11 protein-coding genes are annotated in these 11,525 nt (G+C 65.7%); 9 read left to right on the top strand and 2 right to left on the bottom strand.

What is annotated here, in order from left to right:
• Positions 1–16 precede the first annotated feature (16 nt).
• A complete protein-coding gene (locus tag MST27_RS17650; RefSeq protein ID WP_243607250.1) occupies positions 17–1,201 on the bottom strand; it encodes an ABC transporter substrate-binding protein in 1,185 nt (394 codons plus the stop codon).
• Between the two features lie 171 nt (positions 1,202–1,372).
• On the opposite strand from MST27_RS17650, the gene MST27_RS17645 reads away from it, so the two are divergent.
• From MST27_RS17645 to MST27_RS17620, 6 genes are all read left to right on the top strand, one after another.
• Positions 1,373–1,771, top strand: a complete 399-nt coding sequence (locus MST27_RS17645) for a nuclear transport factor 2 family protein (protein ID WP_243607249.1) — start codon at positions 1,373–1,375, stop codon at positions 1,769–1,771.
• Positions 1,772–1,943: 172 nt separating this feature from the next.
• Positions 1,944–2,144 (top strand): DUF1127 domain-containing protein, encoded by a 201-nt coding sequence (locus MST27_RS17640; protein WP_243607248.1) that lies wholly within the window; start codon positions 1,944–1,946, stop codon positions 2,142–2,144.
• 106 nt (positions 2,145–2,250) lie between these two features.
• On the top strand, positions 2,251–2,568 hold the full coding sequence (locus tag MST27_RS17635) for a DUF2388 domain-containing protein (RefSeq protein ID WP_243607247.1): 318 nt from the start codon (positions 2,251–2,253) through the stop codon (positions 2,566–2,568).
• A gap of 94 nt (positions 2,569–2,662) precedes the next feature.
• The gene (locus MST27_RS17630; RefSeq protein WP_243607246.1) at positions 2,663–2,956 is read left to right on the top strand and encodes a DUF2388 domain-containing protein; all 294 of its coding nucleotides are present in this window, start codon (positions 2,663–2,665) and stop codon (positions 2,954–2,956) included.
• A gap of 26 nt (positions 2,957–2,982) precedes the next feature.
• Complete coding sequence (locus tag MST27_RS17625) at positions 2,983–3,300, top strand: DUF2388 domain-containing protein (protein WP_243607245.1); 318 nt, start codon at positions 2,983–2,985, stop codon at positions 3,298–3,300.
• Positions 3,297–5,249 carry a DUF7844 domain-containing protein gene (locus MST27_RS17620; protein WP_243607244.1) on the top strand — a complete coding sequence of 651 codons (1,953 nt, stop codon included), beginning with the start codon at positions 3,297–3,299 and terminating at the stop codon, positions 5,247–5,249. The genes MST27_RS17625 and MST27_RS17620 overlap by 4 nt, the downstream gene beginning before the upstream one ends.
• Positions 5,250–5,686: 437 nt before the next feature.
• On the opposite strand, the gene polA is transcribed toward MST27_RS17620, so the two are convergent.
• Entirely contained in the window at positions 5,687–8,431 is a 2,745-nt protein-coding gene (gene polA / locus MST27_RS17615) for a DNA polymerase I (protein WP_243607243.1), read from the bottom strand.
• Positions 8,432–8,507: 76 nt separating this feature from the next.
• On the opposite strand from polA, the gene MST27_RS17610 reads away from it, so the two are divergent.
• The 3 genes from MST27_RS17610 to ppnN all read left to right on the top strand — a co-directional run bounded on the left by MST27_RS17610 (position 8,508) and on the right by ppnN (position 11,507).
• A complete protein-coding gene (locus MST27_RS17610; RefSeq protein WP_243607242.1) occupies positions 8,508–8,789 on the top strand; it encodes a DUF2782 domain-containing protein in 282 nt (93 codons plus the stop codon).
• Between the two features lie 24 nt (positions 8,790–8,813).
• A complete protein-coding gene (locus MST27_RS17605) occupies positions 8,814–9,764 on the top strand; it encodes a homoserine kinase (protein ID WP_243607241.1) in 951 nt (316 codons plus the stop codon).
• Between the two features lie 369 nt (positions 9,765–10,133).
• Positions 10,134–11,507: a nucleotide 5'-monophosphate nucleosidase PpnN gene (ppnN, locus tag MST27_RS17600; RefSeq protein ID WP_243607240.1), complete on the top strand. Its 1,374-nt coding sequence runs from the start codon at positions 10,134–10,136 to the stop codon at positions 11,505–11,507.
• Positions 11,508–11,525: the final 18 nt, after the last annotated feature.

Raw genomic sequence — 11,525 nt, 5'->3', positions numbered from 1 at the left:
GAGCGCGCCGATCAGTTCAGGGCTGCAGCGGTACGATCTGCCCGTCGACGAACTGAGTGAACAGGTAGTCATCCGGGCCCAGCGCGTCATGCTGACCCGGCGAGAACGGCTTGCGGTACGGCTTGATCAGGCCGTCGTACTGCTCGATGGCGTAAAAGCCGTCGCGCACCTCACTGCCTTTCACCGACCCGGCCTTCTCGATCGCCAGCGCTGCCAGGTGCATGCCGTCATAGGCATTGGCGATGCCCACGGCCGGCGTGACATCGGCAAGCGACTTGATCTCCGGATAACGTTGCTTCAGCGCCGCCATGACCGCGTCGCCCTTCGCGCTGTTCTGCTCGCCGAATACGTAGGTCTGGATGAAGTGCACCCGACTGGCGTTGGGGCCCGCCAGCTCACTGAAACGCCCGCCTGCCGGGCCCCAATGCGAAATGACCGGCACATCCCAGCCCATGCGATCGAGGGATTTCACCACCTGCGCCGATGGGCCGACGTTCCCCACCATCAACAGCGCATCGGCACCGGCGCGCTTGAGTCGAGTCAGTTGAGGCACGACGTCCAGATCGCTGTCCTCGATCCGCTCGATGCCGGCGTACGGCATGCCGCGCTTCTCCAGGGCAGCCCTGAAACCGGCCTCGTTCGACTCGCCCCAGGGGTTGTTGACCAGGATCATGCCCGGCTTCTGCATGCCCTGCTGCTTGACGCCATAGTCCACCAGCGCCTCGTCAACCAGTTCGTCCACCGCCGAGACCCGGAAGACGTAATTGTCTTTCGCGCCATTGCGAGTGATGCCCGTGCCTGCGGCCCAGACGCCCATGAAGGGGACCTTGAGCTGGTTCGCCAGGGGCACGATGGCCAGGGATACGGGGGTATCCAGACCGCCGAACAAGACGGTGACCTTCTCCCGCTGAATGAGCTCGCGCGCGGCGAGCATGCCTTTGGCCGGGTTACTTTCATCGTCTCGGCGAATCAGCTCCACCGGCCGGCCGAGAATGCCGCCCGCCGCGTTGAGTTCGTCGATGGCAACGCTCAGTCCGCGGGTCAGCGCTTCCCCGGACTTGGCCGACTGACCGGACAGCGCCGCGACCAGGCCGATCTTGATGGGCTCCTCGGCATGAGCCGGCGTCTGCAACAACAGGCCAAGGGTGCCGATGGCTGCCGCTTTGGGCCACTGGCGGAGAAATCTGGACAGCTTGAACATGAGGCGACACTCCTGATAGCTAGCATTTGTACGAACTTTGCTAGCAAAGTAGGTGCCATCAGTCTCGAGCGATGCAAATCAACGACTTAGTCGACCCGAGGCGCGCTGGGCGCACCCTATTCGTGCGCCGCGCACTGATTGCAGGCAATCCCAATACTCAAGAGAGCCCCCATGAAATTCGAAAACGAAGCCGTTCAGATTGTTAGCGATTTCCTCGAAGCGTCGATGGCGCCGGACCCGATTCGGGCCGCGACCTACATGTCGGCGGACGTGCGCATCACGTTCACTGGCGGCAGAGTCATGCCCAGCACCACGGAGATCACCGCGTTCAATGCAGGTCGCTATCGCTGGGTAAAAAAGCAGCTGGGCGCATTCGACTGGGCCGAACACGAGGACCACACGGTGGTGTATTCCAACGGCACGCTGTATGGCGAGTGGCCCGATGGGAGCAGCTTTTCGGGCAACCGATACCTCGACCGTTTCGAGGTCCGCGACGGCAAGATCACCCGCATGGACGTCTGGAACGACAGCGCCGAGTGGATCCTGGCACCCGAGATCGCCAGGCCTTGAAGTGCACGTAGGCGCCATTGCAACAGTTGCAGCCAGACCGACCGGCACAGTTCATACGCTGCAGGAACTGCACCAGCACAATTCCCACTCCCTGTGACTGTTGCGCCACCGCCCCTCGCGCGACGCTATGAGCCCATCACCCATCCCCGTTTGACGCGGGAAGGAGCGGCTCATGGAGCGCGTACTGGTCCACAAGGCATCGACGGCAATCGGCCTGCCGTCCTTTGCCCACCTAGCACGGTTGTTCCACCTCTGGCGGTATCGCGCTCGCTCGCGGCGGCAGCTGGCGGCGCTCGATGAGCGCCTGCTAGCCGACGTGGGCATCAGCCATAGCGAGCGGCAGGAAGAGCTGAGCAAGCCCTTCTGGCGCTGAGGCAGCGCTTTACCGGCCATGACTTCGGGTGCCAAGCTGAACGGCACCCTCGCCCGACGGTCGAAGCGGCTATCGGCGGGGTGCCGTATCAAGCCTGGAGAACGCTATGAACAAATACCTGTTGTCACTCGCCACTGCTGCTTGCCTGGTGGCGGGCACCGCTTCGGCCGGAAGCGTCACCGGCACCCTCGATGCGATCGGCGGCTCGCTGGTCAACACCATCGAAGGCACCTCGGACATCACCTCCAACGTCGGCGACGACAAGCTGGTGCGTGACGCCCGCGACGATGCGGCGCGCTTCGTCGCCAGCGAAGGCCAGGCTCGCGGCGCTCAGCTGGAAGCCGCGCTGCAGCATATCCGCCGCCAGGCGCCCAGCCTGCAGGCGAGCGACCTGCAACTGGCCGAAGCCATCCTCGCGCTCTGAGGGCACCTGCGGGCGGGGCGAGCGATTGCCGCTGGCCCTGCCGCGGACGTTTCGCTAGCCTTGGCGGCTGTTTTTTGCCCGCACCAGGTTTCACATGCGTTCGCTCCTCCTTGCGCTCATCGGCTGCTGCCTCGGCGGCCACGCTCAGGCCTTCGATAGCCTCACGGCCGGCACGGTGGCCTCCAGTTATGTGGCCAGCCAATTGACCAGCGCCCCGTTCGACAACAAGCTGAACCTCGACGCTTACGATGACGCGGCCCGCTTCGTCGCCAGCCACGGCCAATGGCGTGGCGCGCGCCTGGAGGCGGCACTGCACCGACTGCGCGCGCAGTATCCCGAGCTGGCCGCGAGCGACCTTGAACTGGCCGAGGCCCTCCTCGTCCAATGACCCACCCGTTGTCTCGAGCAGGTTTCATGAATCTCAAACTGATCGTCCTTCCAATCGCCCTTGCCCTCGCCAGCGGCGCCCAGGCCCAGACACTCGTCGCCACCAGCAACATCGTGGTCAATGCGCTGGATCGCAGCATCAATTTCACCTCCGACGTCACCAGTCGCATCAGCGACATGAAGGTGGTCAGCGAAGCCCGCGACGAGGCCGCCGGCTTCGTCGCCAGCGGTGGCGAGATCCGTGGTGCACGGCTGGAAGCCGCCCTCGGCCGCTTGCGCGACCGCTTCCCCGAAGCGCAGCACGCCAGCGACCTGGCGTTGGCCGAAGTCATCCTCGCCCAGTGACAACCTTGCGTGCCTGGTGCGCGGCCGCGGCGCTGTCGCTGGTCGCCAGCCTGTGCCAGGCCGATCTGCGCCTGAGCCTGGACGACCGCGACCTGGCGCCCGCCGAGCGTGCCGCCAGCCAGGCGCTGATCGACCAGGCCATGGCCGTGCTGCCGCCAAGGATGGTCGAACGGCTCGACCGGAACGTACGGGTGCGCTGGCACCAGGGGTTGGTGCATGACGTCTATGGCAGCGCCGGCGGCAACCTCATCCTGCTCAACCGGCGCCTGCTGGACTCGCTGACCGATGGCAGCGCCGCCAGCGAACGCACCGAACGCCCCCACGGCACGGTGCGCCAGGAACTGCTGGCGACGCTGATCCACGAACTGGCGCACCTGTATGACCGCGCCCGCCTCTGGGCGCCGGAGGATCACCGGCAACTGGGCGTCTGTCGCCAGCGCGCTCGCAGCCTCGGCCCGGTCGGGCTGCCGGACGACTGCCGCGGCCAGACCGAGCGCCGCTTCACCCTGAGCGACGATCCTCGCCTGCTCGATCTCGCCGGCTGGCCCCAGCGGGTCGGGCAACGCGGCGAACGGGAGCATGACAACGCGCAGGATGCACGGAGTCCGGATCGTTACGAGCTGACCAGCCCGCTGGAATTCGTCGCGGTCAACCTGGAGTATTTCCTCCTCGACCCCTCCTACGCGTGCCGTCGGCCCTCGTTGCACCGATATTTCAGCGAGCATTTCGGCTGGCAGCCTAGCGGCGCCCAACCCTGCGCCGAGGGGCTGCCGATCCTCAACGCGGGCCACGATTTCGCGCGGACGCCGCTGGTCAAGCTCGACCCCGAGCGGGTCTACGAAGTCGATTACCTGTTCGCCGAAGCCAATGACGCCTGGGTCAGCCGCTGGGGCCACAGCATGCTGCGCCTGGTCATTTGCGCCCCTGGCCGGCCACGCGGACCGGATTGCCGCCTGGACCTGGACCATCACCTGGTGCTGTCTTTCCGTGCCTTCGTTGGCGACCTGCAGTTGTCCAGCTGGGACGGCCTGACAGGGGTGTATCCGTCGCGCCTGTTCGTGCTGCCCCTGGGGCAGGTCATCGATGAATACACCAAGGTCGAGCTGCGCAGCCTGGCCTCGGTCCCGTTGAAGCTCAGGCGCGAAGAGATCGAGCAGCTGGTTACGCGCAGCGCCGAGCTGCACTGGAGCTATGACGGGGACTACTACTTCCTCTCCAATAACTGCGCGGTGGAAACCCTCAAGCTGCTCCGCAGCGGGACGGCACGACCGGAGCTGACCGCGCTGGACAGCATCCTGCCCAGCGGCCTGCTGGAAATCCTGATCAACCGCGGCCTGGCCGACGCCCGCGTACTCGACGATCCGCGCGAGGCGCTGCGCCTGGGCTACCGCTTCGACTCCTACCGCGACCGCTACCAGGCGATGTTCGCGGTGCTGCGCCAACGCCTGGGACTGCCGCAGACCGATGTCGAACAGTGGCTGGCGTTGCCAGCGACACAACGCCAGCCCTGGATCGAAAAAGCCGACCTGCGCGCCAGTGCCGCCTTGCTGCTGGTGGAGCAGGCTGCCTTGCGCCGGCATCTGCTGCTCGCACAGGAAGAGCTGAAGAACCGTTATCTCGGCGCGCGCGGAGACGCCAGCCTGGCGCGGGCCGACGAGACCCTGCAGGGTATTCTCGCCAACAGCGGTTTTTTGAGTCAGCCGGCGCAACTGCTCGATGACGACGGCTATGGGCTGCCGCTGGCCAGTGAATGGCAGCGCCTGGAGCAGGAAAGCAGTCAGCGCCAGGCCATGCTGAACCAGCTCACCGAAACCTTGAATGAGGAAGTCCGCCGTCTGCTGGGCGAGGAGCGGCAACGGGAACTGGATGCCGTCGAGGCCAATCTCGCGCAGATCGGCACCCACCTGCGTGCGCTGCACAAGGCCGGAGGCGGGCTTCAGCTGCCCTGACGCGCGCATTACGCCACAGGCTTCGATGCCTGTTTCGTAGGCGCCAGCGCTGGCGATCCATATCCGCGCATCGCATTGAGCGTTGGGCAGCGCCGAGCATCGCGAGCAAGTACTGCCGTCCCTCGCCCCTACAAAGAGCGAAGCGGGGCGACATCCCATGGCAGGTAAGGAAATGCGCGATTTTGCGAGAGCCCGTTGCAGCCTTCCGCCACTTTTCCCGGGGCGAAAAAAAACCTCGAACTTCGTTGGGGGAGGGGGAAGTTCGAGGTCCAAGTCCGGAACGCCATGGGCGTTTCCAGAGATCTGCCAACACTTAACACAACAAGGAGCATCGAAGAGCTTTTACACCCTTCGTAGCCTAGGACCGGGCGATTGCTCCAACAGTTCAACCCGAGATGAAAAATATTTTCACTCGCTAGAAACCGCGGTCTCGGGCTTCAGTGCGCCTCGTCCCAGTTGTTGCCCACGCCGGCCTCGACCAGCAACGGCACGTCCAGCTGGGCCGCTTCACTCATCAACGGACAGATCCGCTCGCGCACCTGCTCGATCAGGTCCTCGCGCACTTCCAGCACCAATTCATCGTGGACCTGCAGGATCACCCGCGCATCCAGCCCGCTGTCCTGCAGCCAGCCGTCCACGGCGATCATGGCGCGCTTGATGATGTCCGCCGCGGTGCCCTGCATCGGCGCGTTGATCGCGGTGCGCTCGGCGCCCTTGCGCATGGCGCCGTTCTTCGAATTGATCTCCGGCAGGTACAGCCGCCGACCGAACAGCGTCTCGACATAGCCCTGCTCGGCGGCCTGGGTGCGGGTGCGCTCCATGTAGGCGAGCACGCCGGGGTAGCGGGCGAAATAGCGGTCGATGTACTCCTGCGCTTCCTTGCGGCCGACGTCGATCTGCTTGGCCAGGCCGAAGGCGCTCATGCCGTAGATCAGGCCGAAGTTGATGGCCTTGGCGCTGCGGCGCTGGTCGTTGCTGACCTGCTCCAGCGGTACGCCGAACACCTCGGCGGCCGTGGCGCGGTGCACGTCCAGGTCGTTCTGGAACGCGTGCAAGAGGCCGGCATCCTGCGCCAGGTGGGCCATGATGCGCAGCTCGATCTGCGAGTAGTCCGCCGCCAGCAGCTTGTAGCCCGGCGCCGCGACGAAGGCCTGGCGAATGCGCCGCCCCTCAGCGGTGCGGATCGGGATGTTCTGCAGGTTCGGGTCGCTGGAGGACAACCGGCCGGTGGCGGTCACCGCCTGGTGGTAACTGGTATGGATGCGCCCGGTGCGCGGGTTGATCTGCTGCGGCAGCTTGTCGGTGTAGGTGCCCTTGAGCTTGCTCAGGCTGCGGTGCTGCATGATCACCTTGGGCAGCGGGTAATCCTGCTCGGCCAGTTCGGCCAGCACGCTCTCGGCGGTGGACGGCTGGCCGCCGGCGGTCTTGGAGATCACCGGGCAGCCGAGCTTGTCGTAGAGGATCGCGCAGAGCTGCTTGGGCGAGCCGAGGTTGAATTCCTCGCCAGCGATGTCGAAGGCTTCGCGTTCCAGCTGCACCAGCTTGTCGCCCAGCTCGACGCTCTGCTGGCCGAGCAGCTGTGCATCGACCAGCGCGCCGTTGCGCTCGATGCGCGCCAGCACCGGCACCAGCGGCATCTCGATCTCGGTCAGCACCTTGAGCAGCGATGGCGTCTGCTCCAGCTTGCCGAGCAGGGTCTGGTGCAGGCGCAGGGTGACGTCGGCGTCCTCGGCGGCATACGGGCCGGCCTGTTCGATGGCGATCTGGTCGAAGGTCAGCTGCTTGGCGCCCTTGCCGGCAATGTCCTCGAAGCGGATGGTGCCGCGGCCGAGGTACTTGAGGGCCAGGCTGTCCATGTCGTGGCGGGTGGCGGTGGCGTCCAGCACGTAGGATTCGAGCATGGTGTCGAACGTCATGCCGCGCATCTCGATGCCGTAGTGCATCAGCACGTTCATGTCGTATTTGCCGTGTTGGCAGATCTTGGTCTTGGCTGGATCTTCCAGCAGCGGCTTGAGCGCGCCGAGCACGGCATCCAGCTCGAGCTGCTGCGGCACGCCCATGTAGGAATGGCGCAGCGGCACGTAAGCCGCCTGGCCCGGCTCGACGGCGAAGGACACGCCGACCAGCTCGGCGCGCTGCGCATCGAGGCTGGTTGTTTCGGTATCGAAGGCAAAGCATTCGGCCGCGTTCAGACGCGCCAGCCAGCGCTCGAAATCGGCCTGCTCCAGCAGCGTCTCGTACTGCGCCTCGGCCTGGATCGAACAGCCTTCGGGCTGCACCTCGCAGTTCTCGCCCGCCGCCTTGGCCTCGCGCAGCAGCTCGTCCAGCCATTGCTTGAATTCCAGCTCGCGATACAGCGCGATCAGCGCCTCGCGGTGCGGCTCACCGGGCATCAGGTCCGCCACCTCGACATCCAGCGGCACGTCGATCTTGATGGTCGCCAGTTCGTAGGACATGAACGCCGCCTCGCGGTGTTCCTCCAGCTTGGCAGCCAGCGACTTGGCGCCGCGAATCGGCAGCCCGGCAACCTGATCGAGGTTCTCGTACAGGCCCTTGAGCCCGCCCGGGATGCCGTTGAGCAGCCCGCACGCCGTCTTCTCGCCTACGCCCGGCACGCCGGGGATGTTGTCGACCTTGTCGCCCATCAGCGCGAGGAAGTCGATGATCAGCTCGGGCCCGACACCGAACTTGGTTTTCACACCCTCGATGTCATAGACGCTGCCGGTCATGGTGTTGACCAGCGTGACGTGCGGGCAGACCAGCTGGGCCATGTCCTTGTCACCGGTGGAGATGATCACGTCGCGGCCGAGCGCCGCGCACTGGCGCGCCAGGGTGCCGATGACGTCGTCCGCCTCCACGCCATCGACGCACAGCAGCGGCATGCCGAGCGCCCGGACGCTGGCGTGCAGCGGCTCGACCTGCGAGCGCAGGTCATCGGGCATGGGCGGGCGGTGGGACTTGTAGTCAGCGAACAGCGTGTCGCGGAAGGTCGGGCCCTTGGCATCGAAGACCACCGCGAAGGGGCTGTCCGGGTACTGTCGGCGCAGCGACAGCAGCATGTTCAGCACGCCCTTGACGGCGCCGGTCGGCTTGCCGGTGGACGTGGTCAGCGGCGGCAGGGCGTGAAAGGCGCGGTAGAGGTACGAGGAACCGTCCACCAGAACGAGGGGCGCTTGGCTCATGAGCGGGATCAACCTTTTCGGCGGGTCCGGGGCTAGAATGCACCGGACAACGTGTCGACAAAGGGGCAAGGTTATCATGCGTTCGATCAAAGCTTGGCTGCTGGCCAGCCTGCTGGTTGTGGTCCCGCTGAGCGGCTTCGCTCAGGAGTCGGTCGAGGGCGAGCCGGACGTCACCATCCGCCAGGAAGGCGAACGTACCGTCGAGGAATACCGCGTCAACGGCTTCCTCTACGCCGTGAAAGTCACGCCCAAGCACGGCAAGCCCTATTTCCTGGTGCGCGCCGACGGCGACAGCAACTTCATCCGCAGCGATCGCCCGGACATGCTGATCCCCGCCTGGGAAATCTTCAGCTGGTAAGCCACGCATAACGGAACGCTCCCCATGTCGGTTTTCACGCCCCTGCAACGCGACGAACTTGACGCCTTTCTGGCGCCCTACCGGCTCGGCCGGCTGCGCGACTTCGAGGGCATCGCCGCGGGTAGCGAGAACAGCAACTTCTTCGTCAGCCTCGAGCGCGGCGAATACGTGCTGACCCTCGTCGAGCGGGGGCCGGTCGCGGATCTGCCGTTTTTCATCGAGTTGCTCGACGTGCTGCACCAGGCCCGGCTGCCGGTGCCCTTTGCCATCCGCACCGAGGCCGGCGAGGCGCTCCGCAGCCTGGCCGAAAAGCCCGCGCTGCTGCAGCCGCGCCTGGCCGGCAAGCATGTGGCCTCGCCGAATGCGCACCATTGCGCCGAAGTGGGCCGGTGGCTGGCACGGCTGCACCTGGCAACGCGCGATCGGATCATCGAACGGCGGAGCGACCGTGGCCTGGACTGGATGCAGCAGGAAGGCCCGAGCCTGGCCATGAGCCTGCCGCCGGAGCCACTGGAACTGCTGCGCGACGGCCTGGCCGAGATTGCCGAACTCAAGCCGAAGATCCTCGCGCTACCACGCGCCAACCTGCATGCCGACCTGTTCCGCGACAACGTGCTGTTCGAAGGCAGCCACCTGACCGGGGTGATCGACTTCTACAACGCCTGCTCGGGACCGATGCTCTACGACCTTGCCATCGCGGTGAACGACTGGTGCTCGCACCCCAACGGCGAGCTCGACGAAGAGCGCAGCCAGGCGCTATTGGCTGCGTACTCCGCCCTGCGGCGCTTCAGCCCAGCCGAGGCCGAGCTGTGGCGGCCCATGCTGCGGGTGGCCTGCGTGCGCTTCTGGCTGTCGCGCCTGATCGCCAAACAGAACTTCGCCGGCCAATCGGTGCTGATCAAGGACCCGGATGAATTCTGCCGCCTGCTCGCCGCTCGCCAACGCTGCCATAGCGCCCTGCCGTTTGCCTTCTGAAGCGCGCCCGCCGCGGCAGGCTCAACGCCAAAGCCGTGCAATCAAACGGCCACACCCGTTGTCGAAGCCTCTGACACGGATCGCCAGACCGGAGGCTCGCATGCCCCAACCAGCGCCTGCCCAGCAGGCACTTCGAGGAACGTTTGTCCCGGTTCGGCGTCAAGTGAATCCTGCCCGCACGCGCCACCGCGAGCGGGAAACGACAACCGGGTCGATCACCGCGACGGTCGTCGACCTTGCCCGCCGGCCAGAGCGCCGTGCCGGCCCCCACGACCCGATTCACGCATCGCCGCCAACGGCGTCGATGCCTACCATCCCGATGCAGCGGCCCTTGCGGTGTGCGCTGCGTTGTTTCAAGGGAACAGAACAATGACCCAACGCTATGTGATCAACGCCTCGGTGAGCCCCAAGGGCAGCCTGGAGACCCTTTCCCAGCGCGAAGTGCAGCAACTGAGCGAAGCCGGTAACGGCAGCACCTATACGCTGTTCCGCCAATGCGCGCTGGCGATCCTCAACACCGGCGCTCGCATCGACAACGCCAAGACCATCCTCGAGGCCTACGACGACTTCGAGGTGCGGATCCATCAGCAAGACCGCGGCGTGCGACTGGAATTGCTCAACGCGCCGGCCGATGCCTTCGTCGATGGCGAGATGATCGCCAGCACGCGCGAAATGCTGTTCAGCGCCCTGCGCGACATCGTCTACACCGAGAGCGAGCTGGACAGCCCGCGCATCGACCTCGGCAGCTCACAGGGCATCACCGACTACGTCTTCCACCTGCTGCGCAACGCCCGCACGCTGCGCCCCGGTGTCGAGCCGAACATGGTGGTGTGCTGGGGCGGGCACTCGATCAGCAGTGAGGAATACAAGTACAGCAAGCGCGTCGGCCACGAGCTGGGGCTGCGCAACCTGAACATCTGTACCGGCTGCGGACCGGGCGTGATGAAGGGCCCGATGAAGGGCGCGACCATCGCGCACGCCAAGCAGCGCATCGTCGGCGGCCGCTACCTGGGCCTGACCGAGCCGGGCATCATCGCCGCCGAGGCACCGAACCCCATCGTCAACGAGCTGGTGATCCTGCCGGACATCGAGAAGCGCCTGGAGGCCTTCGTACGTGTCGGCCACGGCATCATCATCTTCCCCGGCGGCGTCGGCACGGCAGAGGAATTCCTCTATCTGCTCGGCATCCTGCTGCACCCGGACAACCGTGACCTGCCCTTCCCGGTCATCCTCACCGGGCCGGAAAGCGCCGCGCCCTACCTGCGCCAGCTGCGTGAGTTCGTCGGTGCCACGCTCGGCGAAGAGGCACAGGAACTCTACCAGGTCATCATCGACGACCCGGCCGAGGTGGCCCGGCAGATGGCCGAGGGACTCAAGGCGGTCAAGCAATTCCGCCGCGAGCGCAACGACGCCTTCCACTTCAATTGGCTGTTGAAGATCGAGGAAGGCTTCCAGCACCCCTTCGACCCGACCCACGAGAACATGGCCAGCCTGCAACTGACCCGCGATGTGCCGCCGCACATCCTGGCGGCCAATCTGCGGCGCGCGTTTTCCGGCATCGTCGCCGGCAACGTCAAGGACAAGGGCATCCGCCGTATCGAGCAGTACGGCCGCTACGAAATCCATGGCGCCCCCGCGATCATGAAACCGCTCGACCAGTTGCTGCAGGCGTTCGTCGAACAGCACCGCATGAAACTCCCCGGCGGCCGCCCGTACGAGCCGTGCTATCGCGTGGTGACCTGACGGCCAGCTGGTGGCCGG

The sequence above is a fragment of the Stutzerimonas marianensis genome (assembly GCF_022810315.1).
Lineage (GTDB): Bacteria > Pseudomonadota > Gammaproteobacteria > Pseudomonadales > Pseudomonadaceae > Stutzerimonas > Stutzerimonas marianensis.
Note: the sequence above shows the minus strand (reverse complement) of the source record. Positions and strands in the feature narration are given on the sequence as shown.

Excerpts from the sequence above, each read along its gene's own strand:
- MST27_RS17650 (WP_243607250.1), bottom strand. The coding sequence starts at position 1,201 with ATGTTCAAGCTGTCCAGATTTCTCCGCCAGTGGCCCAAAGCGGCAGCC.
- MST27_RS17645 (WP_243607249.1), top strand. The coding sequence starts at position 1,373 with ATGAAATTCGAAAACGAAGCCGTTCAGATTGTTAGCGATTTCCTCGAA.
- MST27_RS17640 (WP_243607248.1), top strand. The coding sequence starts at position 1,944 with ATGGAGCGCGTACTGGTCCACAAGGCATCGACGGCAATCGGCCTGCCG.
- MST27_RS17635 (WP_243607247.1), top strand. The coding sequence starts at position 2,251 with ATGAACAAATACCTGTTGTCACTCGCCACTGCTGCTTGCCTGGTGGCG.
- MST27_RS17630 (WP_243607246.1), top strand. The coding sequence starts at position 2,663 with ATGCGTTCGCTCCTCCTTGCGCTCATCGGCTGCTGCCTCGGCGGCCAC.
- MST27_RS17625 (WP_243607245.1), top strand. The coding sequence starts at position 2,983 with ATGAATCTCAAACTGATCGTCCTTCCAATCGCCCTTGCCCTCGCCAGC.
- polA (WP_243607243.1), bottom strand. The coding sequence starts at position 8,431 with ATGAGCCAAGCGCCCCTCGTTCTGGTGGACGGTTCCTCGTACCTCTAC.
- MST27_RS17610 (WP_243607242.1), top strand. The coding sequence starts at position 8,508 with ATGCGTTCGATCAAAGCTTGGCTGCTGGCCAGCCTGCTGGTTGTGGTC.
- MST27_RS17605 (WP_243607241.1), top strand. The coding sequence starts at position 8,814 with ATGTCGGTTTTCACGCCCCTGCAACGCGACGAACTTGACGCCTTTCTG.
- ppnN (WP_243607240.1), top strand. The coding sequence starts at position 10,134 with ATGACCCAACGCTATGTGATCAACGCCTCGGTGAGCCCCAAGGGCAGC.